The 25020-nt window shown below is 71.5% G+C and carries 25 protein-coding genes; 16 read left to right on the forward strand and 9 right to left on the reverse strand.

What is annotated here, in order from left to right; all coding sequences use genetic code 11:
• Positions 1 to 35 precede the first annotated feature (35 nt).
• Both Pka01_RS14025 and Pka01_RS14030 read left to right on the forward strand, forming a co-directional pair.
• Positions 36 to 764, forward strand: coding sequence for a phosphoadenylyl-sulfate reductase (locus Pka01_RS14025; RefSeq protein WP_203883161.1), 729 nt, complete (start codon positions 36 to 38; stop codon positions 762 to 764).
• 153 nt (positions 765 to 917) lie between these two features.
• A complete protein-coding gene (locus Pka01_RS14030; protein WP_203883162.1) occupies positions 918 to 1670 on the forward strand; it encodes a sirohydrochlorin chelatase in 753 nt (250 codons plus the stop codon).
• 57 nt (positions 1671 to 1727) lie between these two features.
• On the opposite strand, the gene Pka01_RS14035 is transcribed toward Pka01_RS14030, so the two are convergent.
• Complete coding sequence (locus Pka01_RS14035) at positions 1728 to 2378, reverse strand: maleylpyruvate isomerase family mycothiol-dependent enzyme (protein ID WP_203883163.1); 651 nt, start codon at positions 2376 to 2378, stop codon at positions 1728 to 1730.
• A 92-nt stretch (positions 2379 to 2470) separates the two neighbouring features.
• A complete protein-coding gene (locus Pka01_RS14040; RefSeq protein ID WP_203883164.1) occupies positions 2471 to 3373 on the reverse strand; it encodes a DUF1707 SHOCT-like domain-containing protein in 903 nt (300 codons plus the stop codon).
• Between the two features lie 199 nt (positions 3374 to 3572).
• On the opposite strand from Pka01_RS14040, the gene Pka01_RS14045 reads away from it, so the two are divergent.
• From Pka01_RS14045 to Pka01_RS14070, 6 genes are all read left to right on the forward strand, one after another.
• Entirely contained in the window at positions 3573 to 5177 is a 1605-nt protein-coding gene (locus Pka01_RS14045) for an isovaleryl-CoA dehydrogenase (RefSeq protein ID WP_203883165.1), read from the forward strand.
• 613 nt (positions 5178 to 5790) lie between these two features.
• The gene (locus Pka01_RS14050; protein WP_203883166.1) at positions 5791 to 6219 is read left to right on the forward strand and encodes an OsmC family protein; all 429 of its coding nucleotides are present in this window, start codon (positions 5791 to 5793) and stop codon (positions 6217 to 6219) included.
• 262 nt (positions 6220 to 6481) lie between these two features.
• Positions 6482 to 8602 (forward strand): glycogen debranching protein GlgX, encoded by a 2121-nt coding sequence (gene glgX / locus Pka01_RS14055; protein WP_203883167.1) that lies wholly within the window; start codon positions 6482 to 6484, stop codon positions 8600 to 8602.
• Between the two features lie 160 nt (positions 8603 to 8762).
• On the forward strand, positions 8763 to 9626 hold the full coding sequence (locus Pka01_RS14060) for an AraC family transcriptional regulator (protein WP_239114960.1): 864 nt from the start codon (positions 8763 to 8765) through the stop codon (positions 9624 to 9626).
• Positions 9623 to 10366, forward strand: coding sequence for an AzlC family ABC transporter permease (locus tag Pka01_RS14065; protein WP_239114961.1), 744 nt, complete (start codon positions 9623 to 9625; stop codon positions 10364 to 10366). The genes Pka01_RS14060 and Pka01_RS14065 overlap by 4 nt, the downstream gene beginning before the upstream one ends.
• On the forward strand, positions 10363 to 10668 hold the full coding sequence (locus tag Pka01_RS14070) for an AzlD domain-containing protein (protein WP_203883169.1): 306 nt from the start codon (positions 10363 to 10365) through the stop codon (positions 10666 to 10668). The genes Pka01_RS14065 and Pka01_RS14070 overlap by 4 nt, the downstream gene beginning before the upstream one ends.
• Before the next feature lie 3 nt (positions 10669 to 10671).
• Here the strand turns inward: Pka01_RS14070 and Pka01_RS14075 are convergent, their stop codons facing one another.
• Together Pka01_RS14075 and Pka01_RS14080 are read right to left on the reverse strand one after the other, a co-directional pair.
• A complete protein-coding gene (locus Pka01_RS14075; RefSeq protein ID WP_203883170.1) occupies positions 10672 to 11748 on the reverse strand; it encodes an ATP-dependent DNA ligase in 1077 nt (358 codons plus the stop codon).
• Positions 11732 to 12469, reverse strand: a complete 738-nt coding sequence (locus Pka01_RS14080) for a pyrimidine reductase family protein (RefSeq protein WP_239114962.1) — start codon at positions 12467 to 12469, stop codon at positions 11732 to 11734. Before Pka01_RS14080 ends, Pka01_RS14075 begins: the two co-directional genes overlap by 17 nt.
• Before the next feature lie 139 nt (positions 12470 to 12608).
• Here Pka01_RS14080 and Pka01_RS14085 point away from each other — a divergent pair, with 139 nt between their 5' ends.
• The 3 genes from Pka01_RS14085 to Pka01_RS14095 all read left to right on the forward strand — a co-directional run bounded on the left by Pka01_RS14085 (position 12609) and on the right by Pka01_RS14095 (position 15493).
• Positions 12609 to 13010: a hypothetical protein gene (locus tag Pka01_RS14085; RefSeq protein WP_203883171.1), complete on the forward strand. Its 402-nt coding sequence runs from the start codon at positions 12609 to 12611 to the stop codon at positions 13008 to 13010.
• A gap of 58 nt (positions 13011 to 13068) precedes the next feature.
• Positions 13069 to 15138, forward strand: a complete 2070-nt coding sequence (locus Pka01_RS14090) for an acyl-CoA dehydrogenase family protein (protein WP_203883172.1) — start codon at positions 13069 to 13071, stop codon at positions 15136 to 15138.
• A 118-nt stretch (positions 15139 to 15256) separates the two neighbouring features.
• Positions 15257 to 15493 carry a hypothetical protein gene (locus Pka01_RS14095; RefSeq protein WP_203883173.1) on the forward strand — a complete coding sequence of 79 codons (237 nt, stop codon included), beginning with the start codon at positions 15257 to 15259 and terminating at the stop codon, positions 15491 to 15493.
• Positions 15494 to 15568: 75 nt separating this feature from the next.
• On the opposite strand, the gene ligD is transcribed toward Pka01_RS14095, so the two are convergent.
• Complete coding sequence (gene ligD / locus Pka01_RS14100) at positions 15569 to 16582, reverse strand: non-homologous end-joining DNA ligase (RefSeq protein WP_203883174.1); 1014 nt, start codon at positions 16580 to 16582, stop codon at positions 15569 to 15571.
• A 432-nt stretch (positions 16583 to 17014) separates the two neighbouring features.
• On the opposite strand from ligD, the gene msrB reads away from it, so the two are divergent.
• Complete coding sequence (gene msrB, locus Pka01_RS14105; protein ID WP_203883175.1) at positions 17015 to 17416, forward strand: peptide-methionine (R)-S-oxide reductase MsrB; 402 nt, start codon at positions 17015 to 17017, stop codon at positions 17414 to 17416.
• A gap of 57 nt (positions 17417 to 17473) precedes the next feature.
• On the opposite strand, the gene Pka01_RS14110 is transcribed toward msrB, so the two are convergent.
• From Pka01_RS14110 to hemG, 3 genes are all read right to left on the reverse strand, one after another.
• Complete coding sequence (locus Pka01_RS14110; protein WP_203883176.1) at positions 17474 to 18043, reverse strand: hypothetical protein; 570 nt, start codon at positions 18041 to 18043, stop codon at positions 17474 to 17476.
• A gap of 87 nt (positions 18044 to 18130) precedes the next feature.
• On the reverse strand, positions 18131 to 18832 hold the full coding sequence (gene hemQ / locus Pka01_RS14115) for a hydrogen peroxide-dependent heme synthase (RefSeq protein WP_203883177.1): 702 nt from the start codon (positions 18830 to 18832) through the stop codon (positions 18131 to 18133).
• An 18-nt stretch (positions 18833 to 18850) separates the two neighbouring features.
• The gene (gene hemG, locus Pka01_RS14120; protein WP_203883178.1) at positions 18851 to 20290 is read right to left on the reverse strand and encodes a protoporphyrinogen oxidase; all 1440 of its coding nucleotides are present in this window, start codon (positions 20288 to 20290) and stop codon (positions 18851 to 18853) included.
• A 153-nt stretch (positions 20291 to 20443) separates the two neighbouring features.
• Here hemG and Pka01_RS14125 point away from each other — a divergent pair, with 153 nt between their 5' ends.
• Positions 20444 to 21571 carry a DUF4349 domain-containing protein gene (locus Pka01_RS14125; protein WP_203883179.1) on the forward strand — a complete coding sequence of 376 codons (1128 nt, stop codon included), beginning with the start codon at positions 20444 to 20446 and terminating at the stop codon, positions 21569 to 21571.
• A 3-nt stretch (positions 21572 to 21574) separates the two neighbouring features.
• Here Pka01_RS14125 and hemE read toward each other — a convergent pair whose 3' ends face one another.
• Complete coding sequence (gene hemE, locus Pka01_RS14130; RefSeq protein ID WP_203883180.1) at positions 21575 to 22612, reverse strand: uroporphyrinogen decarboxylase; 1038 nt, start codon at positions 22610 to 22612, stop codon at positions 21575 to 21577.
• Between the two features lie 315 nt (positions 22613 to 22927).
• On the opposite strand from hemE, the gene Pka01_RS14135 reads away from it, so the two are divergent.
• The 3 genes from Pka01_RS14135 to Pka01_RS14145 all read left to right on the forward strand — a co-directional run bounded on the left by Pka01_RS14135 (position 22928) and on the right by Pka01_RS14145 (position 25002).
• Positions 22928 to 23095: a hypothetical protein gene (locus Pka01_RS14135; RefSeq protein WP_203883181.1), complete on the forward strand. Its 168-nt coding sequence runs from the start codon at positions 22928 to 22930 to the stop codon at positions 23093 to 23095.
• A 69-nt stretch (positions 23096 to 23164) separates the two neighbouring features.
• Positions 23165 to 23761, forward strand: a complete 597-nt coding sequence (locus Pka01_RS14140; RefSeq protein WP_203883182.1) for a DUF3000 domain-containing protein — start codon at positions 23165 to 23167, stop codon at positions 23759 to 23761.
• Positions 23762 to 23778: 17 nt separating this feature from the next.
• Positions 23779 to 25002: a ribonuclease D gene (locus tag Pka01_RS14145; RefSeq protein WP_239114963.1), complete on the forward strand. Its 1224-nt coding sequence runs from the start codon at positions 23779 to 23781 to the stop codon at positions 25000 to 25002.
• The last annotated feature ends 18 nt before the right edge of the window (positions 25003 to 25020 follow it).

The raw sequence follows: 25020 nt of genomic DNA on the forward strand, positions 1-25020 counted from the left end.
AGCGATCTTAGAGAAATGACGTTTGAGGAGTAGCGATGACCGTCGTGGAGATAGAGGCCAACCTACAACGCCAGCGGGTGACGCTCGACCTGCAGAGCATCGTCGAGTCCGCGGCCGAGTTCCTTGAGGACGCGCCCGCGCGTGAGATCATCCGCTGGGCCGCCGCCACGTTCGGCGACCGTCTCTGTCTCACGTCCTCGATGAGCGACGCGCTGCTGATCGATCTGGTCAGCCGGGTCAAGCCCGGCGTGGACGTGCTGTTCATCGACACCGGCTACCACTTCGCGGAGACCATCGGCACGCGTGACGCCGTACGCCAGGTCTACGACGTCAATGTGATCGACATTCAGCCGTCGCGGACGGTGGCCGAGCAGGATCGCGACCTCGGCCCCCGGTTGTTCGGCCGCAACCCTGACCTGTGCTGCTACCTGCGCAAGGTGGAGCCGCTCAACCGGGCGCTCGAGCCGTACCTGGCCTGGATCTCGGGCATCCGCCGCGACGAGTCGCCCACCCGGACGAACACCAAGGTCGTCGAGTGGGACGCCAAGCGGCAGATGGTCAAGGTCAACCCGATCGCCCGGTGGACGCAGGAGGAGGTCGACAACTACATCGCGGACAACGGTGTGCTGATCAACCCGCTGCACTACGACAACTACCCCTCGATCGGCTGCGGGCCCTGCACCCGTCAGGTCGCGCCCGGCGAGGACCCGCGGAGCGGCCGCTGGGCGGGCCTCGGCAAGATCGAGTGCGGCATCCACCTCTGACCCCCCACCCCGCCGGGGGCGGGGGGCGGGGGGCGGGGGGCGTGATCATGCACAGGTTCGGAGAAACGGCCACTGACCTGCTCCTCCACCGGACGTGATCATGCGCGAATTCGTGAAAACACCCGACTACCAGGCGGAACTCCACTCGTGACCATGCACAGCCGTCCAGCCGACCGGGCACCGCTGATCGCGGTGGCGCACGGGTCCCGCGACCCGCGCGCCGCCGCGACGGTGGAGGAACTCGTGCACGCCGTACGGCTGCGCGAGCCCGGTCTCGAGGTCAGGACGGCCTACCTCGATCACGCCCCGCCGACGCTGGCGTCGGCCCTGTGCGGCCTGGACGAGGCCGTCGTCCTCCCTCTGCTTCTCACCGCGGCCTACCACAGCCGGGTGGACATCCCCGCCGCGCTGCGTGAGGCGTCCGCGCGCCGCCCGAGACTCCAGGTCGCGTACGGTGACACCCTCGGGCCGCACCCGCTCCTCGTCGGGGCGCTCGAACGCCGGCTCGCCGAGGCCGGGGTGACGCCGGGCGACCCGGGCACCGCCGTGGTCCTCGTGTCCGCGGGCTCCAGCGACCGGCGGGCCAACCTCGTGATCGCCCGGATGGCCCGTGAATGGGCGCGGGCGCGCCCCTGGTGGTCGGTCACCGAGGCCTTCGCCTCCGCCGCCGCCCCCACCCCGGAACAGGAGGTGGCGCGGCTCAGGCGCGCCGGAGCGCCCAGGGTCGTCGTCGCCCCCTACCTGCTGGCGCCGGGCCACTTCGCCGACAAGGTCGCGCGCGACACCCGGGAGGCCGGAGCCGACGTGGTCGCCGGCGTCCTCGGGGCCGCCCCAGAAATCGTCAGCGTCGTCCTCGAAAGGTACGGCCAGGCCGTACGGCGCCCGGCTGCCGTCGCGACCGCCTGAGGCGTGTCACGCGGATCCCGATGGCGCCCGCGCGGGCCTGCTTTCAGCCGCGCGGGCCTACTTCAGCCGGGCCACGGCCTCGGCGATCCCGTCGCCGGTCAGCCCGCCCGGTCCTGTCCGCCGTCCCGTGGCGAGGAGGAGCAGGTCGCCGGACGGTCCCCGCACCTCCCGCGGACCGTCGCCGGCCGCCCAATCGGCGTCGCTGGCGACGAACCGCAGCCCGGCGAAGCGCTTGCGCGTGCCGTAGAAGAAGCTGTCCCACACGTGCCGCAGCACCGGCAGCACCCGTTCGGCGGGCATCGGGCGCTCTCTGCCGAGCGGCCGGGCGATGTCCTGCCCGTGCACCAGGATGTCGGTCAGCGGGTCCAGTGAGCCGCTCATCGGGAACCGCCGGGGCCGCCCCGCCGTTTCCCGCAACTGTGTGACGAGTTCGGCGGGGCTGTAGCGGAGGGCCCGTTCGCGGGCCATGTCCGCGGTCGCCCCGTCGAAGTCGCCGCGAACCCGGATCACCCGGAGCATCGTGGCGGTGAACTCGCGATCGGCGAGCGTGAGATGAGCGACCACGTCGCGGACGGTCCAGCCGGCGCACAGCGACTGCACCTGCCATTCGCGGTCGTCGAGTGTGTCGAGAAGGCCGGCGAGATCGAGCCGTTCGGCCTCCACATCGGCCACCATGGCGACGCGGGTGCGGCGGGGAGGTTCGCTCATGACGGGGCTCCTCGGGCGGATCAGCGTCTGGGTCGCCGGAGGTGGCGCCGGCGATCTCCCCCAGACCGCCATCGAAGATCCACGGACACTACTCAGTAGGGCGCGGAAGGCGGGGGGTCGCCCTGGCGCCCCTCCCGCCAGGCGTCGCGCTCCTCGCGGCGGGACTCCCTGCGGGCCTCCTGGTCGTCGCGCATCATCTGCCGGCGGACCTCCCGCTCGCCTCGCATGGCGTCGCGGAACCCGTGGCGGAACTCCCTTTGGGCGTCCCTGTGGGCCTGCATCATCTCGCGGTGGGCCTGGCGGCCCATCTCGATCGACTGGCGGATGTCCCGATGGATCTGGTGGCGCCCCTCCTTGCGGCGGTCCCACCACCACTCACTCCAGGCGAACCATCCCCGCTTGATGGGCGTGGCCAGCGAGTCACCGATGATCTTCACATCGCCCATGAGGACGAAGGCCTTGACCTTGACGACGGGGGCGTTCTGGCCGGCCGGCGCCTCCACCACCTGGACCTTCTTGTCGCCCATGATGGCCACGCCGGAAAGCTGTACGTCGACGCCGTCCGGCACAATGATCTTCAGGTCGCCCATGACGCAGGTGGCCGTGATCTCCACCTCGGGCGTGCGCACCTCGGCTTCCCGGAGGTCGAGCGTCACGTCGCCCATCACGCTGACGGCGCCGATCTCCTGGTCGATGCGCCAGGTGCCGTTGCGCTTGGCGTCGCCCATGACCGCCACGACCCAGGTCCGGACCTTGCCCATGGGCTTGACCGGCTGAGGGCCGGGGCCGGGGGTGGGTCCGGGGGCCGGGGCTCCGCCGGGCAGATCAGTGGTGAGCTGGGCGAGCTCCGCGTGGGTCCGGGCCAGATAGGCCGCCTCGGTCCGCTCGGTCAGCTCGGCGAGGGTCAGCCGACCTTCGACCGAGGCCTCGCGAAGTCTTTCGACCACTTGCTCCCGTTCCGCGTCGGAAGCACGCATCTCACCCGGATCACTCACGGCGTCCACGCTATCCCGACAGACGCGATCGACCTATCCTCCCTGGGAAGGAATCCGATTCTCCCAGGGGACGAACTTCGTGCCCGCCGCGCCTGACGGCCGCCGGGTGTGATCGCGGAGTTATTCCCGTCGACCCCCGCATTTCATCATCCACTTGAAATGTTGAGATGGATGGCGAGGACCCGGACAGGAGGCCCAAGTGACCCACGACGTGATCAACCAGGCACCGCCGCTGATCGGGCACGACGTGTCGAACGACCGCGCCCTGCTCGACGGGCTGGACCGGGAGGGCGCGGACTGGGCGACCGGGGAGCTCCGACAGCTCGGCCTGCTGGCCGGTTCCGCGAAGGCCCAGGACTGGGGACGGCTGGCCAACGAGAACCCGCCGATCCTGCGGACGCACGACCGGTACGGCAACCGCGTCGACGAGGTGGAGTTCCACCCAGCGTGGCACGAGCTGGTGGCCGTCGCGGTCGCGAACGGCATGCACGCCTCCCCGTGGACCTCCGCCCGGCCCGGCGCCCACGTGGCCAGGGCCGCGAAGTTCTTCACCTGGTCACAGGTCGAGGCGGGGCACGGCTGCCCGATCTCCATGACGTACGCCGCGGTGGCGGCGCTCAGGCACTCCCCCGACCTCAGGTCCGAGTGGGAGCCTCTGCTCGCCTCCCGGAGTTACGACTACGGGCTCAGGCCCGCGCACGACAAGCGCGGCGTGCTGGCCGGCATGGCCATGACCGAGAAGCAGGGCGGATCCGACGTCCGCGCCAACACCACCAGGGCCGAGCGGCTCGGCGACGGCACGTTCGCCCTGACCGGCCACAAGTGGTTCAACTCCGCGCCGATGTGCGACGTCTTCCTCGTCCTGGCCCAGGCTCCCGGCGGGCTTTCGTGCTTCCTGCTGCCCCGCGTGCTCCCGGACGGCTCCCGCAACGCGATGCGGCTCATGCGGCTGAAGGACAAGCTGGGCAACCGGTCGAACGCCTCGGCCGAGGTGGAGTACGACGGCGCCATCGCCTACCTCGTCGGCGAGGAGGGGCGAGGCGTCCGCACGATCATCGAGATGGTCAACATGACCCGGCTCGACTGCGTGATCGGCTCGGCGGCCGGCATGCGGTACGGCCTGGCCCAGGCGATCCATCACACCACCCACCGCAAGGCCTTCGGCAAGCCCCTCATCGAGCAGCCGTTGATGCGGAACGTGCTCGCCGACCTGGCCCTGGAGTCCGAGGCGGCGACCACGCTGATGATGCGCCTGGCGGGCGCCACCGACCGCGCGGTGCGCGGCGACGCCGCCGAGGGACTGTTCCGCCGTACGGCACTCGCCGCATCGAAGTACTGGATCTGCAAGCGGGCCCCCGTCCACGCCGCCGAGGCGCTCGAGTGCCTGGGCGGCAACGGGTACGTCGAGGAGTCGCAGATGCCGCGGCTGTTCCGCGACTCGCCGCTCAACGGCATCTGGGAGGGCTCGGGCAACGTCGCGGCGCTCGATCTCGTCCGGGCGCTCACCCGGGAGCCGGAGGGGCTGGAGGCGTTCTTCGCCGAGGTCGCGCTGGCCGGCGACCGCCGGGTGACCGACGCCGCCGAACGGGCGCGCAAGACGCTCGCGTCGGCCGGGGAGGGCGATGCCAGGCGCCTGGCCGAGGAGCTCACGCTGCTGCTCCAGGCGTCCCTGCTCGTACGGCACGCTCCCGCGGCGGTGGCGGACGCGTTCTGCGCCTCCCGGCTCGGCGGCGAATGGGGAAGGGCCTTCGGGACGCTACCGACCGGCCTCAACCTGGAGTCGATAATCGAACGAGCATCCTGAGCCCGTGCCATGATCATGCACGAACTCACGGCGCGTGATCATGCACTTCTCGGGCGTGATCACGCACTTCTCGGGCGTGATCATGCACAGGTTCGTGATCACGCCTCGCGACCTGCGCCCGCCCCCTTCGTGATCATGCACGGATTCGCGATCATGCCTCGCGACCTGCGGCTTCGCCGTACGTGATCAGGCACGACTTCGCGATCATTCGGGATGAACAGGGGTTTCAGTCAGGGTGATCATGCAGGCGAGAAGCGCTCGTTCCGACAGAGCGCGAAGACTCCTGCATGATCACGCACAGGGAAGCCGCAGGTCCGCACGGCCCCACGCGAAAGTGTGCATGATCACAAACTGCGTCGTCGCAGGTCACGGACCACGCCAACGAACTCGTGCATGATCACCCGCGAGGAGAGCGGGGGCTGGGCATCGAAGCCATGCATGATCACACCCAAGATTTGGGCTGCTCAGAGGGCACATCCACGAACCTGTGCATGATCACCACCAACAGGGGGGCAGGGTGGGAGGGGCTTGGGCGAACCTGTGCATGATCACCACATGGGGAGGCTCTAAGCTCGCTCCTGGATGTGACTTAACCGATGAAGGGACAATCGCCATGGCGACCACGCGTACCGCGACCACGCAGTGGAAGGGCGCTCTCCTCGACGGCTCGGGCGTCGTCTCGCTGGACACCTCCGGCGTCGGCACCTTCGACGTCACCTGGGCTTCCCGCTCCGAGACGGCCAACGGCAAGACCAGCCCCGAAGAGCTGATCGCGGCCGCCCACTCCTCCTGCTTCTCGATGGCCCTTTCCCACGCCCTGGCCGGCGCGGGCACCCCGCCGCAGTCCCTCGAGACCAAGGCCGACGTCACCTTCCAGCCCGGTGAGGGCATCACCGGCATCGTGCTGTCGGTCCGCGGCCAGGTCCCCGGCCTGTCCGCCGAGGACTTCCAGCAGGCCGCCGAGACGGCCAAGGCCAACTGCCCGGTGAGCAAGGCCCTCACCGGCACGACGATCACCCTGAACGCCGAGCTGGTCGGCTGATCTCCCCCGACAGCCGGGCAGAGCCCCCTCCGGACGCGGTCCGGTGGGGGCTCTCGCGCGTCTACCCCGGGCCGACCCCGTCCCCCGGCAGAAGACGGTCCAGAACAATGTTCGATCGGCGGTTTCCAGGAAAGCTTTCCGGTGATGATCTACCGAGGACGTTCCCGGCGATGGGCCCGGTGAGGGTTTCCTGACGAGGTCTCCGACCGCGTCGTACCTCTCCAGGTGCGCGATCGACCGCGGGAGTGGAGAATGAGGTCACATGCGTGAAGTTTGGCCAGGAGAGCCGTACCCGCTGGGAGCCACCTGGGATGGAGTGGGCACCAGTTTCTCGGTGTTCTCCGAGGTGGCCGAGCGGGTCGAGCTGTGCCTGTTCGACGACGACGGCGCGGAGAGCCGCATCGACCTCCCCGAGGTCGACGGGTTCGTCTGGCACGGCTACCTGCCGGGGATCATGCCCGGTCAGCGGTACGGCTTCCGCGTGCACGGGCCGTACCGGCCGGGGCACGGCCACCGGAACAACCCCGCCAAGCTCCTGCTCGACCCGTACGGCAAGGCCGTCGAGGGCTCGGTCCGATGGAACGAGTCCCTGTTCTCCTACCACTTCACCGATCCGGCCCGGCTGAACGTCGACGACTCCGCCCGCTACATGCCGAAGAACGTCGTCGTCAACCCCTTCTTCGAGTGGGGCAACGACCGGCCGCCCCGCACTCCGTACCACGAGACGGTCATCTACGAGGCCCACGTGCGCGGCCTGACCATCCGGCATCCGAAGGTGCCGGAGGAGCAGCGCGGCACGTACGCCGGCCTCGCCCACCCCGCCGTCATCGAGCACCTGCAGTCGATCGGCGTCACCGCCGTCGAGCTGATGCCGGTCCACCAGTTCGTGCCCGAGCACGCGATGGTGGCCCGCGGGCTCACGAACTACTGGGGCTACAACACGATCGCCTATCTCGCGCCGCACAACGCCTACTCCAGTGCCGGGCAGCGCGGCGAGCAGGTCCAGGAGTTCAAGGCGATGGTCCGCGCGCTGCACGAGGCGGGCATCGAGGTCATCCTCGACGTCGTCTACAACCACACCGCCGAGGGCGACCACATGGGCCCGACCCTCGGCTTCCGCGGCATCGACAACGTCGCCTACTACCGGCTGCGCGACGAGGACCGCCGCTACTACCTCGACTACACCGGCTGCGGCAACTCGCTGAACGTCCGCTCGCCCCACGCGCTGCAGCTCATCATGGACTCGCTGCGCTACTGGGTCCTCGAGATGCACGTGGACGGCTTCCGCTTCGACCTCGCCGCCGCGCTCGCCCGCGAGCTGCACGACGTCGACCGGTTGAGCGCGTTCTTCGACCTCATCCAGCAGGACCCGGTGATCTCGCAGGTCAAGCTGATCGCCGAGCCGTGGGACGTCGGTCCCGGCGGCTATCAGGTCGGAAACTTCCCGCCCTTATGGACGGAGTGGAACGGCAAATATCGGGATTCCGTCCGGGATTTCTGGCGGGGCAGCTCCCGCACCATGCCCGAGTTCGCCTCACGGCTGACCGGGTCGAGCGACCTCTACGCCACCAGCGGCCGCCGCCCCGTGGCCTCGATCAACTTCGTGACCTGTCACGACGGTTTCACCCTTGCCGACCTGGTCTCCTACAACCGCAAGCACAACGACGCCAACGGCGAGGCCAACCGCGACGGCACCGATGACAACCGCTCGTGGAACTGCGGCGCCGAGGGCCCCGTCGAGGACCCCGGGATCGTACGGCTGCGCCGGCGGCAGCGCCGCAACTTCCTGGCCACCCTTTTCGTCTCCCAGGGCGTCCCGATGGTGCTGGCCGGCGACGAGTTCGGCCGGACCCAGGGCGGCAACAACAACGCCTACTGCCAGGACAACGAGACGTCCTGGATCGACTGGTCGCTGGTCAAGCAGGAGGAGGACCTCCTGGAGTTCGTCCGCGCGCTGGCGGCGCTGCGGCGCGAGCATCCGGTGTTCCGCCGGCGCAGGTTCTTCCGCGGCCGGGTGCAGGACGGCACGCGCGACATCGTGTGGCTGACGCCGTCGGGCCAGGAGATGGCGGACTCCGACTGGAACGCGGGCTACGCCAAGTCGCTCGCGGTGTTCCTGAACGGAGAGGCGATCAGCGAGCCCGGGCAGCGCGGAGAGAGGATCAGGGACGACTCGTTCCTGATGCTGATCAACGCCCATCACGACGAGCTCACTTTCAACCTCCCCGGCGCCGAGTTCGGCCAGGCATGGCACCTCGTCCTCGACACGGCCGACGAGAGCCCCCGGGAGGAGGCGGCCGGCGAGGAGACCTTCCCCGCGGGCGCCAAGGTGCCCGTCACAGCCCGGTCGCTCCAGCTCCTGCGCCGCGCCGGCGAAGGCTGACCCACGGCGATGAGCGCACGCAAGCGGCCCACGCGAGGGGTACGGCGATGAGCCCGCGGGGGCCGGCCACTCGAGCGGGCACGGCGATGAGCGCATGGAAGCCGGCGCGGCTGAACGCATGGGAGCCGGCGCGGCTGAACGCATGGGAGCCGGCGCGGCGATGAGCGGACGGGAGCGGGCACGGCACTGGCGGCATCCCGGGCTGCCGGGAGTCGACCTGCTCGACGCCCGCTACGTCAGAAAGACCTTCGCCCGGCACACGCACGAGTCGTTCGTCATCGCCGCGATCACCTCGGGCGTCGAGGAGTTCCACCACCGCGACTCGATCGAGCGCGCGGGCGCGGGCCACCTCGCGCTGGTCAACCCCGACACGGTGCACACGGGCCAGGCGGGCGTGCCGGAGGGCTGGACGTACAGCGTGATCTATCCGTCGGCGGCCGTCGTGGGCGAGATCGCCGCGGAGACGACCTCGATCCGCGGGAACCCCGGTTTCTCCGTCGCCGTGACCCACGATCCGCATGCCGTGCGCCTGATCACCCAGGTGCTCCGGGCCGCCGACGGTCAGAACGCGCTCGCCGCCGACACGATGCTCCGCCTGGTGGTGGCCCGGCTGCTGCGTTCCAGCGGGACGTCCCTGCCCGCCCGCCCCGCCCGGGCCGCGGCCCCGCGCGACGCGTCGCGGGCCAGGGAGATCCTCGAGTCCAGGATGGCCGCGCCTCCGTCCCTGCGGGAACTCGCCGCCGAGCTCGGCGCCGGCCCGTTCGCGTTGCTGCGGGCCTTCCGCGACGCGTACGGCATGCCGCCCCACGCGTGGCTCACCGACGCGAGGGTGCGGCGGGCCCGGCACCTCCTCGACTCCGGCGTGTCGCCCGCGGACGCCGCCGTGACCGTGGGTTTCACCGACCAGCCGCACCTCAACCGGCACTTCACCCGCATCGTCGGCGTACCGCCGGGCGCCTACCGCCGGGAGCGCAAGAACGTACAAGACACCCGAAAGGCCGCGGACCTAACGTCAGCCGGGTGACCGCATCCCCCACCCCGGCCTCCCTTCCCGCCAAGCCGCGAGCCGCGGTCGTCCGCGACGCCCTCGGCGTGGGGATCGCGGTCGGCCTGTCCGGCTTCGCCTTCGGCGTCACCTCGGCGGGAGCCGGAATGAGCACGGCGCAGACCTGCGTCCTGTCGCTGCTGGTCTTCACCGGCGCGTCGCAGTTCGCCCTCGTCACGGCCATCGGAGCGGGCGGCGCCCCGTTCGCCGCCGCCGCGGGCGCCCTCTTCCTCGGGGCGCGCAACGCCTTCTACGGGTTGCGGCTGGCGCACCTGCTCGACCTGCCCCCGAAGGTCCGCCCGCTGGCCGCGCAGTGGGTGATCGACGAGACCTCGGCCGTGGCCCTCGCCCAGCCGGACCGCGCCTCCGCGCGCCTCGGCTTCACCGTCACCGGCGTGAGCCTCTACCTGGGCTGGAACGTCACCACCCTGGTGGGCGCCCTCGGCGCGTCCGCGCTCGGCGATCCGTCGGCCTGGGGCATCGACGCCGCCGGCCCGGCGGCCTTCCTGGCCCTCCTTGCGTCGATGACGCGCGGCACGGGCTCGAGCGGATCGTGGCGACGGGTCCGTGACCGGCCCGAGCCGGTGACCGCCGCCGTCGCCGCCGTGCTCGCACTGCTCTGCCTGCCCGTCGTGCCCGCCGGAGTGCCCGTGCTCGTGGCGGCGCTCGCCGCGCCGGCCGTCCTCATCGTGACCCGCCGCCGAGGAGACAACTCATGATCTGGGCCGCCATCGCCGTCGTCGCCGCGGGCTGCTACGCCGTGAAGGTGCTCGGCCTGTCCGTCCCGGCCTCAGTCCTGGAACGGCCCCTGATCCGCAGGCTGGCGGCGCTCGTACCCATCGCGACCCTCGCCGCCCTCATCGCGCTGCAGACGTTCGGCGAGGGGCGCGCGCTGGTCGTGGACGCCCGGGCGGCAGGCCTCGCCGGGGCCGCGGTGGCCCTGCTCCTGCGGGCACCGTTCCTCGTGGTGGTGGCGGTCGCCGTGGTCGTCACCGCCGGCGTCCGGGCCCTCACGGGCTGACGGCTATTTGGCCAGGATCTCGCCGAGGTCGTACCGGACCGGCCTGTCCAGCTGCTCGTAGGTGCAGGAGGACGGCGTGCGGTCCGGGCGCCAGCGGCGGAACTGGGCCGTGTGCCGGAACCGGTCACCCTCCATGTGGTCGTAAGCCACCTCGATCACCAGCTCGGGCCGGAGCGGGATGAACGACAGGTCCTTCTTCGCGTTCCACCGGGAGACCGCGCCAGGCAGCCGCTGACCGTCGGATCCGCCCTGCGCGAACTCGGCCCACGCGCCCCAGGGATGCTCGCTGAGATCGTCCAGCCGGTACGGCGCGAGCTCCGCGACGAGCTCCTCCCGCCGCTTCATGGGGAACGACGCCGCCACGCCCACGTGGTGCAGCCGCCCGTCCGGCGAGTACAGCCCCAGCAGCAGGGAGCCGACGATCGGACCGGACTTGTGCTCCCGGTAGCCCGCGACGACGCAGTCGGCCGTGCGCTCGTGCTTCACCTTGAACATGACCCGCTTGTCCGGCGCGTACGGCAGGTCGCCCGGCTTGACCACGATGCCGTCGAGCCCCGCGCCCTCGAACATGTCGAACCACTCGGCGGCCACCTTGTCGTCCTGCGTGACGGGCGTGAGCCGCACGGAGTCGCCCGCCCCGGTGAGGATCTCCTCCAGCCGCGCCCTGCGCACCGAGAACGGCTCCTCCATGAGGTTCTCGGACCCGAGGGCCAGCAGGTCGAAGGCCACGAACGACGCGGGCACCTGCTCAGACAGCAGCTTCACCCTCGAGGCCGCCGGGTGGATGCGCTGCTGGAGGGTGTCGAACTGGAGCGCGTCCCCCTGGATGATGATGATCTCGCCGTCGACGACGCAGCGCGGCGGAAGTTCCTTCTTCACCGCCTCGACCAGCTCGGGGAAGTAGCGCGTGAACGGCCGCTCGTTGCGGCTGCCGAGATAGACCTCGTCGCCGTCACGGAAGACGATGCAGCGGAAGCCGTCCCACTTCGGCTCGTAGTAGAGCGAGCCGTCCTGGGGCGGCATGCCCTTGACCGCCTTCGCGAGCATCGGCGAGACCGGCGGTTCAACCGGCAGTGCCATCCTGGACCTCCCTGACGTATCGGCAGAAGAGGAAGCCGTCCTCTTCCAGCACCTGGGCGAGCACGAGGGGAGTCTGCGACCCCACGCCGTTGAGGATCCGGGCGGCGTCCCCCCCGAGGAGCACGGGGCTGAACGACAGGCAGAGCTCGTCGACCAGCCCGGCGGCGGCGAGCTGCGCGTTCAGGCGCGGACCGCCCTCGCACAGGATCCTGCCGAGCCCTCTGCGGCGCAGCTCGCGGACGGCGCGGGCCAGGTCGACCCGGTCGTCTCCGGCGATGACGACGTCGGCGTTCTCCGCCGCCTTCTCGCGGCGGTCCAGCGGGGCCGCCTCCGTGGTGATGACGATGGGCCGCGCGTACGGCTCGGCCTCGGTGAACAGCGGACCGCCGAGGTCGAGGTCGAGCTGCCGGGTCACGACGGCGATGGGCGGCGCGGGCGGGCGGCCCTGCCTGAGGGCGGACCACGACTCGCGGGGGCGGGCCGGGCGGTACCCCTCGGTGCGGACGGTCGCCGCCCCGGCGAGGACCACGTCGGCGAGACCGCGCAGGACGCCGAAGATCTTCCTGTCGCCCTCGCCGGACAGCCCGGCGGACAGACCCTTCATCCACGCCGCGCCGTCGGCGCTGGCCACCATGTTGAGTCTCAGCCACTCGTCACGCGGGCAGGCGTAGGAGACGACCAGATCGGGATCGTCCTCGACGTCGGGATGGATACGGCGCACGGTTTCTACAGTGGCACACGCGGGCGACAGACCGGCACGGCGGAGACGAGCCGATAACGGTTCGATGTCACAGGGTGTGAGATCGCGGCGAATTGACAAAAGACCTCACAGGCAAGTTCGGAAACCTGTCGGAGGGCCCGTGCAACTCGCCGCACTCACCGTATGGCTGGTCTCTACCCTGGCCGGGCTGTACCTCATGATCCGGTGGCTGGCGGAAGGCGGCCTGCGTCCGCAGGGCACCAAGGTCACCCGCTATCCCCGCACTCTGATCGTCGGCCACCCGGTCCTCGCCGTCGCCGGGCTCGTCCTGTGGGTGGTCTTCCTCGTCACCCACGACGAGACCTACGCCTGGGCCGCCCTGGTCGTGATCACCGCGGTCGCGCTGCTCGGATTCACGATGCTGACGCGCTGGCTGGGCGGAGGGCGCCACGCGCGGGGCGCGGGAAGCAGGCGCCCGATGCTCGCCATCCTCCTGCACGGCGTCACGGGCATGTCCACCTTCGTGCTCGTCATGCTGATCACGACGACGATCCGCTGGTAGCGCCCGGAGGGCCGCCGGCGATCTGGCGCGGGGCCGGACGGCGATCTACAGTGCGCGCATGGGCATCGGGCTGACCACCGACCACCGGGACCTCGCGGCGTCCGTACGGCGTTTCGCCGAACGGCGGATCCCCGTCAGAGCCGCCGACCACCGCGAGTTCTGGGACGACCTGGCCGCGCAGGGGCTGCTCGGCCTGCACCTGCCCGAGGAGCACGGAGGGCAGGGGTTCGGGACGCCGGAACTGGCCGTCGTCCTTGAGGTGCTCGGCGAACGCTGCGCCCCCGGCCCGTTCCTGCCCACGGTGATCGCGTCAGCCCTCGTCGCCGGATCGGGGACGGAGGCCCTCCGGGCCGAACTGCTCCCCCGGCTGGCCGACGGCTCGCTCACCGCGGCCGTCGCGTTCCCGGAGACCTCCCAGGAGGGGCTCGCCCTCGGCGAGCCCGACGCCGGCATCGTGATCACGCCCGTGGGCGGCCGCTGGGCGGTCCTGGACGCCGCGGACGTCACGATCGAGGCGGCCGCCGGCCTCGACCTCACCCGCGGGCTCGTCCACGTGTCCGTTCACGCCGCAGACGACGTGGACGAGGACCGCGTTCTGCCGGACGTGACCTCGGCGACGGTCCGCGACGTGATCGCCGTGCTCGCGGGGGCGGAGGCCTGCGGGGTCGCGGCGTGGGCCGTGTCGACGGCGGCCGAGTACGCCAGGACCCGGGTCCAGTTCGGGCGGCCCATCGGGCAGTTCCAGGGCGTCAAGCACCGCTGCGCCTCGATGCTGGTCGCGCTGGAGCAGGCAAGGGCGGCCGTGTGGGACGCGGCCCGCGCCGTCGAGGACGGCCACGGAACGCGGATCGCCGCAGCGGGGGCGGCCGTCGTCGCCCCGGACGCGGCGGTGCGCTGCGCGGCCGGCGCGATCCAGGTGCTCGGCGGCATCGGCTACACCTTCGAGCACGACGCCCATCTGTACTACCGGCGGGCCCTCGCGCTCCGCGCGCTGGCGGGCGATCCCGGGGTGTGGGCCGGTCAGGTGACGCGCCTCGCGATGGCGGGCGGCCGCAGGGACCTCGAGCCCGACCTGCCCGACGAGGCCCTGCCGCTGCGGGAGCGGATCCGCGCGGAGGCGGCCCGGCTCGGCGCGCTGGATCCCGCGGAGCGGCGTGCCGGGTTCGCGAGCGGAGGCTGGATGATTCCGCACCTGCCCGAGCCGTGGGGCAGGGCCGCCTCGCCGCTGGAACAGGTGATCATCCAGCAGGAGTTCCGGCATCTCGGCCGCCCCAACCTCGGCATCGCGGCGTGGGCCGTCCCCTCCATCGTCCGGTACGGCACCCGCGAGCAGCAGGAAGAATTCCTCCCCGGGACGCTCAGAGGCGAGATCGTCTGGTGCCAGCTGTTCAGCGAGCCGGGGGCGGGCTCCGACCTCGCGTCGTTGACGACGAAGGCGGTACGGGCGGAGGGCGGCTGGCTCATCAGCGGCCAGAAGATCTGGACGTCCCTCGCCCAGTACGCCCGTTGGGCGATCTGCCTGGCCAGGACCGACCCGGACGCGCCCAAACACGAGGGCATCACCTACTTCCTCGTGGACATGTCCTCCCCGGGTGTGGAGGTCCGCCCGCTCAAGGAGATCAACGGCGACGAGATCTTCAACCAGGTCTTCCTCGACGACGTCTTCGTGCCGGACTCGCTGGTGGTCGGAGAGCCCGGCCAGGGATGGCGGGTCGCGAGGGACACCCTGTCGCACGAGAGGGTGTCCCTCGGCGACTCCTGGGGCCCCGGCTCGCAGCACGGCGACATGGCCGCCCATCTCGCCAAGGCCGGGCCGTTGCGCGAGTCACAACTCGAGGAGGCGGGCCGGCTCTACGCCGAGGGTCACGCCATCTCCGCCCTCGGGCTGCGGGTCACCCTGGCCCGGCTGGAGGGGACGGACTCCGGCGCCGCCTCCAGCGTGCGCAAACTGCTCGGCATGGGCCAGGCGCAGCGGGTCTCGGAGTTCTGCTGGTCGCTGAACCCCTCCGACCCCCACTGGAGCCGGATGATCCTCACCACGAGGGCCTTCACGATCGGCGGCGGCACGACCGAGGTGCAGCTGAACATCATCGGAGAGCGCGCCCTCGGCCTCCCCCGCGACCCCTGACCTCCCGGCCCCGGGGCCACGCTTCGGCGGCGTCCCGGACGTTCGATACCCGGTGGCCACGTGAGCTGCCGAGGCGTACGGTGAGTGAGTACGTGATCGCCCCCCGTAAGGAGCGCCGATGGAGGCTTCGTCGGACGGCCGGATCCTGCTCTTCATCGCCATCGGCATCGCTCTGTTCGTCGCGGGGCGCAAGTTCCAGCTCATGCTCAACGCGTGGCGGGACTGGCGGAAGGCGGTGGAGGGCCTCCCCAAACTCCGTTCCACGGCCTGGGGCGGCGTCGGGACGATGATCAGGGTCGGGTTGGTCGCGGCCTTGGTGCTCGTGGTCGCGACCATGGTGGACCGCCACGTCTGACCGGGCCGTAGACGCCGGCCGGACCGGGGGCGTCGACCGGACCGGGAGCGTCGACCGATGATTCCTGGCGCGGGCTCAGGCGTCCGCCTCGCCGGCGGACGGCCTCGCCTTCGACGGCTGGACCCGCTTGGGCTCCCCCGGCATCTTGGGGTAGTTCGGCGGGTACGGCATGTCGCCCCGGTCGTCGGCGGCGTACCACTCCAGCAGCGTGTCGAGGGCGAACACCTGGTCGCCGATGCCCCGGTGGACGTCGCCCAGTTTCGCGAACCGCTCCGGCATGGTCCTGATGTCGAAGTCGCCGGGGTCGCAGTCCTCCAGCTCGTCCCAGGTCACCGGCGCGGAGACGCGGGCGTCGGGGCGGGCGCGGACCGAGTAGGCGCCGACCACCGTGCGGTCCAGCGCGTTCTGGTTGAAGTCGATGAAGACCCGCTCGCCGCGCTCCTCCTTCCACCAGGCCGTCGTCGCGAGGTCCGGACGGCGGCGCTCCACCTCGCGGGCGAGGGCGATGCCGGCGTGCCGGACGTCGACGAACGACCAGCGGGGCTCGACGCGGATGGTGATGTGGATGCCGCGGTTCCCCGACGTCTTCGGGAAGCCTTCGACGCCCAGTTCCCCGAGGACCTCCCTGGCGGTGAACGCGACCTTCCGCGCCTCCTCGAACCCCGTCCCCGGCTGCGGGTCGATGTCGATGCGCAGCTCGTCGGGATGTTCCAGGTCGGGCCGGCGCGCGGCCCAGGGGTGGAAGTCGATCGTGCCGAGGTTGGCGCACCACGCGAAGGCGGCGACCTCGGTCGGGCAGAAGGCGTCGGCCGTGCGGCCGCTGGGGAAGCGCACGGTGGCCGTCTCGATCCAGTCGGGATGCTTGGGCATCCGCTTCTGGTAGATCGCCTCCGACTCGACGCCGTCCGGATGCCGTTTCAGGTACGTGGGCCGGTCGCCGAGCGCGCGGAGCACGCCGTCGCCGACGCTGATGTAGTACTCCACCAGGTCGCGCTTGGTGGCCCCGGCGGCGGGAAAGTAGACCTTGTCCGGGTTCGTGACCTTGACGGTCCGTCCACCGGCGTCGATTTCGATGTACGGCGATGCCATGGCTCGGACACTACCCCGGAAGAGGCGGGAAAGAGGGTCCGTCCCGGGCTGCCAACGGCGGCCGGACCGGGAGCACCCACGAGCCACCCCGCCCACCCGGCGCGGGGCCCGTGGCCGCGGCGTGGACGGCGCTCACGTGACGAGCGCCGTCTCCCCCGCGACGGGACGGACACGACGGGCCGCCCGGACGGGCGGCATCCTCTTGCCGTCCGGCGGCGCCCAGCACGGGTAGGGCGCTTCGCCGCCGGGACGGCGGGACAGGCCGGCCCCCTCCGGAACGGATGGTCGGACGGCCTCCTCACCAGTGAAGACGCAAAAAGAATGGCGAATGGATGCTTCGCCGGAAAGAACTCTTGCGGGAAGATCCCCCGGGTGCGCGTGGTTCTTAGTACGTAATCCCCACAGGGGGCGGCCGCGCTTAGGCTGGTGAACATGGACAAGGTGGTCAAGAGCGACGCCGAGTGGCGCGTGCAGTTGTCGCCCGAGGAGTTCCGCGTGCTCCGGCAGGCCGGGACGGAGCGGCCCTTCACCGGTGAGTATGTGGACACCAAGACGACGGGCGTCTACACGTGCCGCGCGTGTGGAGCAGAGCTGTTCCGCTCGGACACGAAGTTCGAGTCCCACTGCGGATGGCCGTCGTTCTTCGAACCGTCGAAGTCGGAGGCGGTGACCCTCATCGAGGACGACTCCCTCGGAATGAGCAGGGTGGAGGTCCGCTGCGCCCGGTGCGACTCCCACCTCGGGCACGTCTTCCACGGGGAGGGCTATCCCACTCCCACGGACGACCGCTACTGCATCAACTCGGTGTCGCTGACCCTGACGCCCGCGGAGTGACCTGAGAAGTGACCCGGTCCGTACGGCGTGCACGCACAGGCGCCACGCCGTACGGCGTCACCGGGGCTCGGGGCTGGTGACCTGACAGTCGGGATCATCCGGGCCGAGGACGTTGGCGAGGACCGGGTTGCCGTTCTCCCCGAGATCGGCCTGGACGAAGACGACCCGCGAGGTGTCGCCCGCCGCCGCCAGGTACTCCAGCCCCCGCTCGCACAACGTGATCGCGGCGTCGGAGTCGTCGGCGGCCTCCGGGAGGTCGGTGTAGATCCGCAGGTATCCCCCGGTCGTGCGGATGTCGCGGACCAGGGCCGACGTGCGGTCCCGCCATCGGGTACGGAAGAAGGCGACGGCCTTGTCGTCGGTGTAGTCCGACCGCGTCGGCGCCGCCATCCCCACCGTCTCGTCCGGCTCGCGCGGGGCGTCGTCCCGCGCGCGGACGTCGATCCGGGTGACCGGCCCCGCGTCCGGTCCCGCGGGCGCGATGGCCGTACGGGATCCGGACGGCCACAGCTGGACCGGCCCCATCGTCACGAGGACGGCTGTCGCGATCACCGCCGCGCCGACGCTCCCCTCGACGACCCAGCTGCGTGACCGGGTCTTGCGGCGGCGCCCTCTGGAACGTGCCACATGCCTCGACACGGCGGCCTCACCTGGATAGGGGATTTCCACCGAGTATGACAAAGATCACAGTGTGACACCGGCGGTTTCCCCTCATCAGGGCAGTGCGGCGATGAGCTCGCTGACGGGCTTGCGGGTGCCCGTGTAGAAGGGGATCTCGACCCGGGTGTGCCGCCGGGCCTCGGCTCCGCGCAGATGGCGCATCAGGTCGACGATCCGGTGGAGCTCGTCGGCCTCGAAGGCGAGCATCCACTCGAAGTCGTTGAGCGCGAAGCAGGCGACGGTGTTGGCCCGCACGTCGGGATAGTCGCGCGCCATCTTGCCGTGCTCGGCGAGCATCCGCCTGCGGTCGGCGTCGTCGAGCAGGTACCACTCCAGCGACCTGACGAACGGGTAGACGCAGACGAAGCCCCGCGGCTCCTCCTCGGCCAGGAAGGCCGGGATGTGGGACTTGTTGAACTCGGCGGGCCGGTGCAGGGCCATCGCCGACCAGACGGGCTCGCTGGCCCGGCCGAGCTCGGTGCGGCGCAGACGCGTGTAGACCTCCTGCAGGTCCTCCGCGGAGGGGGCGTGCCACCAGAACATGTAGTCGGCGTCCGCCCGGAAGCCGGAGACGTCGTAGCACCCGCGGGTCACCACGTCCTTGCCCGCCGACTGCTCCAGGAGCTCGCTCACCTCACCGGCGACGGCCTCGCGGCCGGGCGGGAGCTGGTCACGGAGCCTGAAGACCGACCACATCGTGTAGCGGATTACCTGGTTGAGATCACGCGCCTTGGGCCGCGCGGTGCCGTCCGTCATAGGCCCCATTCTGCCGTCTCAGGCGTCCGGTTCCTCCCGCGCCCCGGCCGTGGACCGGGCGTTGAGGTGGTCGAGGACGCGGGCGGCGGCCGTACGGCCCGTGGCGATGCAGGCCGGGATGCCCACACCGTCGTAGGCGGCTCCGCACACGGCCAGGCCCGGTTGGTCCGCAACCGCGGCGCGGACGCGCGCGACCCGGTCGAGATGACCGACGTCGTACTGGGGAAGCGCGCCACCCCACCGGGTGACCCGGGTGTCGATCGGCAGCCCGCGCACCCCCATGGTCTCGGTCATCTCGTTCATCGCGAAGGCCACGAGCTCGGCGTCGTCCCGCTGGAGCAGGGCCTCCTCCCCCAGCCGGCCGATCGAGCAGCGCACGAGGACCAGGTTCGGGTCGGCCCCGGCGAGGTGCGGCCACTTGGTGGTGCTGAACGTCACGGCCTTGACCGGCCTGCCCTCGACCGGCGGCACGAGGTATCCGCTGCCGGACGGCGGTTCGGGGAAGGCGGATGCCGGATACGCGAGGGTGACGATCGCCATGCTGGCGTACTCGATCCCGGCCAGTTCCGCCGCGGCCCTCGGCGCCTCCCGCTCCAGCAGCCGCGCGGCGGCGGTGGCGGGCACGGCCAGGATGACGGCGTCGGCCTCGACGGCCTCCTCCTCCCGGGTGGGCCCGGTGATCAGCCGCCAGCCGTCCGGGGTGCGCACGAGGTCGCGGACCATCACCCCGGTGCGCACCTCGGCGCCCGACGCCGCGGCCACGGCCCCGGGCAGGCCGCCCAGGCCGCCCTTGAGCGTGATGAAGACCGGGCCCGCGTCCTTCGGCGCCTTGGCGGCCAGGTCCCTCGCCGCCTTCAGCAGGGACCGCTCCGTGCGGGCCGCCGCCGCGACGCCGGGCATCGTGGCCTCGAGGGAGAGCGTCTCGGCCCGGCCCGCGTAGACCCCGCCGAGCAGCGGTTCGATCATCCGGTCCACGACCTCGCCTCCGACGCGCGCCCTGATGTACGCGGCGACCGAGACGTCCGTCGTGACCAGCGTCGGGGGAAGCACCTGGTCGAGCGGCACCCGCGCGAGACCTCCGGGCGACAGGATGCCCGAGCGGGCGAGCGCCGCCACGTCGGACGGCACTCCCATCACGTGCCCCTTGGGCAGCAGGCGCAGCGCCCCCCTGGACAGGATGGCCGACGTGGTCGTGCCGGGGTTCACGAGCGTGTCGCCGAGCCCGGCCTGCCGCGCGAGTTCCTTGCCCTCTGGCCGCCGCGCGAGCATGGCCTCGGCCCCGGCGTCGATCTCCACGCCGCCGACCTCAGAGGAGAACAGCTTGCCTCCCGTGCGCGACGCGCCGTCGAGCACAGTGATCCGCAACGTCGGGTCGCCGCGGTGGAGATGCCACGCGGCGGCCAGGCCGGCGATGCCCGCCCCCACGACGACCACACGACGGCCAGAGGTCCCTTCCATATCGACTGAAGTTACCGTCCCTTTCCTTCGGCCCCGGCACCGCCGTGCAAGGTCACGGGCCGGGCTCCGGGCGATGGCTCAGCGAGATCGACACGTGACGGCATCGTGACGCCGGTAGCGAAACCGGCCCGTGAGGGGATCCGTCTCAAGGACATGAGACGAATCCGGTACGGCGTCGCCCTCGTCGCGGCGACCGCTTTCCTGATCTCGGGATGCGGCGCCGGCTCAGAGTCGGGCATGTCGAGCACGGCCGACGGGGCGGTCGCCCCAGTGGCCCCTGAGTCGGTCACCGCCGAGGACGCCGCCGGCGGCCCCGTGGGGTCCGGGGGATCCGTGGCATCCGGGGGCTCCGTGGGGTCCTCCGCGGGTCCCGGAGCGCCCAGGGCGGGCAACGCCAAGATCGTGTCCTCGGACAGGTCCCTCGTCCAGACGGCGGAGCTCACCGTGCAGGCCAAGGACGTGACGGGCACGGCGGACAAGGCGCGCCAGATCGTGACCGCGGCCGGCGGCTACGCATCCGACGAGAAGAGCACCTCCCAGCCGGGCAACGACATCGCGGTCGTCACCTTCAAGGTCCCACCGGCCCAGTACCCGGACGTGCTCGCACGGCTCGGCCGCGACCTGGGCAAACGGATCTCGCAGCAGCAGGGGACCGAGGACGTCACCGGGGAGGTCGCCGACGTCGCCAGCCGGGTGAAGTCGGCCGAGTCCTCGCTCGCCCAGTTCCGCCGGCTGCTGTCGAAGGCCACGGCGATCGGCGAGATCCTGGAGATCGAGCGGGAGATCGCCGGCAGGGAGGCCGACCTCGAGTCGCTGCAGGCCCGGCAGCGGGCGCTGTCGGAGCGGACCGGCATGGCGACCATCACGCTCACCGTGGTCCTGCCGCCGACCCCGGCGCAGGCCGCGGAAGTCGCCGAGCCGGAGGGGCCGAGCTTCCTCTCGGGTCTGGAGAAGGGCTGGGAGACGCTGGTGGCGTCGACCGGCGTCGCCCTCGCCGTGCTGGGCGCGCTGCTCCCGTGGCTGGTCGTGGCCGTCGTCGGCTGGCTGGCCGTCGTCACGGCCATGCGCCGGCTCAGGCCACGCCGTACGGCAGGCACACCGGCGAAGAGATCGGGCGGCGAGCCGCCCGTGCCGGTGATGGCGGGCGGACCACCCCCAGGAACGGCCGCAGGAACGCCTGCGGGAACGGCCGCTGCGGCACCTCCAGGGCCGCCACCCGGCCCGCCGCACGGTGACCGGCCGGGCGACGGCCCACAGGAGGGACCTCCGCCCGGGCGGTGAGACTCAGCGCGCGGACACCTCGTGAACGAGTTCGGTGAGGCGCGCCAACTGGCCGGGGTCGGTGGACGGGAGCACGCCGTGCCCGAGGTTGAACACGTGCCCCTCCGCCACCCGGCCGCGCTCCACCACCTCGCGGGCGCGCTCGTCGACCACCTTCCACGGAGCGAGCAGGATCGCGGGGTCGAGGTTGCCCTGGAGCGCCTTGCCCGCGCCGACCCGCAGGGCCGCCTCGTCCAGCGGCACCCGCCAGTCGACCCCGACCACGTCGGCCCCGGCCTCGCCCATGAGGCCGAGCAGCTCACCCGTCCCGACGCCGAAGTGGATCCGCGGCACCCCGAGGTCCTCCAGCTCCGTGAAGATCCGGCTGGTGTGGGGAAGCACATAGGTCCGGTAGTCCTGCGGCGCGACCGCGCCGACCCAGGAGTCGAACAGCTGCACCGCCGACGCGCCCGCCGCGGCCTGAACGCGCAGGAACCCCAGGGTGATCGTGGTGAGCCGGTCCATCAGCTCGTGCCACAGCTCGGGCTCGCCGTACATCATGGCCTTGGTGCGGTCGTGGTTCTTGGAGGGGCCGCCCTCGATCAGATAGGACGCCAGGGTGAAGGGCCCTCCGGCGAAGCCGATCAGCGGAGTCGAGTCGAGCTCCTTGACGAGCGCCTCCACCGCCTCGGTGATGTACGAGACGTCGTCCGGCTCCAGCGGCCGCAGGCGGGCGACCCCGGCGTGGTCGGCGATCGGCGACTCGACGACCGGGCCGACACCGGGCTTGATGTCGAGGTCCACCCCGATGGCCTTCAGCGGCACCACGATGTCGCTGAAGAAGATCGCCGCGTCCACGCCGTACCGGCGGACGGGCTGCATGGTGACCTCCACGACGAGATCCGGGGTGGCGCACGCGGTGAGCATCGCGAGCCCCTCCCTGACGCGCCGGTACTCGGGCAGCGACCGTCCTGCCTGGCGCATGAACCAGACGGGGGTGTGCGGGACGGGCTCGCGCCGGCAGGCGCGGAGAAAAGCGGAGTCGGCCAGCTGGGGATTCACTCCCCCAGCGTCCCATGCCGGGCGACCGCCGGGTGCGCCAACCTCTCAGCTCGGCACGGCATCGGGATGATCTTCGCTCCCCCCGGCACGGCGCGGCACGCCCGGCGCCAATGATCGGTATGGTTGGCACACTCCGTCGTGTGGATCTTCTCGCGGCTCGGCAAAATGTTCGTCAAACGAGCATCCGGCATCGATTCCAATGCCACTTTCGAGACACGCCGAGTGCGTTGCGGGGAAATGTCGGCGGGACATGCCAACGTCGGATCAGTCCTGAGCGACCGACACGACCGCGGATCCGACGAGAGGCCCGGAGCGATGACTTCGATGTGGAGTTCCCCCGAACGCCGCACTGAGCACTGTGCCGGCTGCGACGCCGAGCGCACGTTCGAGCAGCCCACCTGCCCGGACGGCCACGACGAGCGTCCCGAGTTCCTCTGCATGACCTGCGGAGGCACCCTGCTGTTTGCGACGGCGACGGCTTGACCACCATCCATGCCCCCCATCGCCACCCCCGTGCTACGCGCTCTCCCGAATCCGACCTACTCTTCGGTCATGACCCTCGGTGAACCGCCGGCGCCTCCAGCCGCCTTCCGGCGTGCGCTGGAGACGCTGCGCCCCGCCGAGGTGCGGCCGGAGATCGAGCTGGAGGACATCCCCGCCCCCCAGCGCCTCGCCCCCTATTCGGGAGCGGTCGGAGCCTCCGTTTACCGCGACGACGACGAGCTCGCCGTCGGCCGCCTGATCATGCTGTTCGATCCCGACGGCCAGCGGGGCTGGGAGGGCCCGTTCCGCCTGGTCGCCTACGTGCGCGCCGACATGGAGCCGGAGATCACGTCCGACCCGCTGCTCGGGCCGGTAGCGTGGAGCTGGCTCACCGAGGCGCTCGACTCCCACGGCGCGAACTACGCCGCTGCCGGCGGCACGGTCACGCGCGCGGTGTCCGAGGGCTTCGGCAACAAGGCCGAGGACCCCGTCACCACGGAGCTGGAGCTGCGGGCGTCCTGGTCGCCGCTGGACGAGGACCTGTCCGCGCACGTCGCCGCCTGGTGCGACCTGATGTGCCTCGCGGCGGGCATCCCGCCGCTGCCCCCCGACGTCGCGGCGCTTCACCCGCGCCCGGCGCGCCGAGAAGATCCGAAAGTGCCTTGACCTGTGACCGAGAACCTGTGACCGAACCCGAAGTCCAGCCCCTGTTGGAGCCGCGCGAGGGCATCCCCTCCGTCATCGAGGACCCTGCGGCTCTGGAGGCCGTCGTGCGCGCCTTCGCCGGGGGCACCGGCCCCGTGGCCGTCGACGCCGAACGCGCCTCGGGCTACCGCTACAGCGGCCGGGCCTACCTCGTCCAGCTTCGCCGTACGGGCGCGGGCAGCGCGCTCATCGACCCGATCGGCTGCCCCGACCTGAGCGGGCTCGACCACGCCCTCGCGGACGCCGAGATCGTGCTGCACGCGGCGACGCAGGACCTGCCCTGCCTGTCCGAGCTCGGTTTCCGGCCGCGGCGGCTGTTCGACACCGAGCTGGCGGGAAGGCTGCTCGGCTACGAGCGCGTCGGGCTCGGCACGATGGTGGAGGTCGTCCTCGGGTTGCGGCTGGAGAAGGGGCACTCCGCGGCCGACTGGTCGACCCGGCCCCTTCCCGAGGCCTGGCTCCGGTACGCCGCGCTCGACGTCGAGGTGCTGATCGAGCTCCGCGACGCCCTGTACGCCGAGCTCGAGTCCACGGGCAAGCTCGACTGGGCGATAGAGGAGTTCGCCTCCATCGTCGCCGCCCCCGCCCACCCGCCGAGGAGCGATCCGTGGCGGCGGACCTCGGGCATCCACCGCGTGCGCACGCTGCGCGGCCTCGCCGTCGTCCGCGAGCTGTGGACGCTCCGGGACGAGATCGCCCGGACCTCCGATCTCGCGCCCGGCCGGGTGCTGCCGGACTCGGCGATCGTGCAGGCCGCGCTCGACCTGCCGCGAACCACCAAGGCGCTGACCGAGATCGCCCCCTTCACCGGCCGCAGCGCCCGGCGCCACCTGCGTGACTGGCTGGGAGCCGTGACCCGGGCGCGCGGGCTGGCCGAGTCTGACCTGCCGCAACCGGTCGGCCCGGGAGACGGGCCTCCTCCCGCCAACCGGTGGGCGGACCGCGACCCTGCCGCCGCACGCCGGCTGGGGGCCGTTCGCACGGTGGTCGCCGCGCTCGCCGACGAGCACCGCATGCCGATCGAGAACCTGCTCCAGCCTGACGCGGTGCGCCGGCTCGCATGGGAGCCTCCCGCGGACCTGTCCGAGCAGGCCGTCGCCGAGCGGCTGCGCGGGCTGGGAGCCCGTGAGTGGCAGATCGCGCTGACCGCACATCCGATGGCCAAGTCCCTCGAACGCCTGGAGATCAAGGGCGAGGTCTGACCGGCCTCGTTCCTGGTC

Origin of the sequence: Planotetraspora kaengkrachanensis, assembly GCF_016862895.1 — a bacterium.
In the GTDB taxonomy this organism is placed as follows: domain Bacteria; phylum Actinomycetota; class Actinomycetes; order Streptosporangiales; family Streptosporangiaceae; genus Planotetraspora; species Planotetraspora kaengkrachanensis.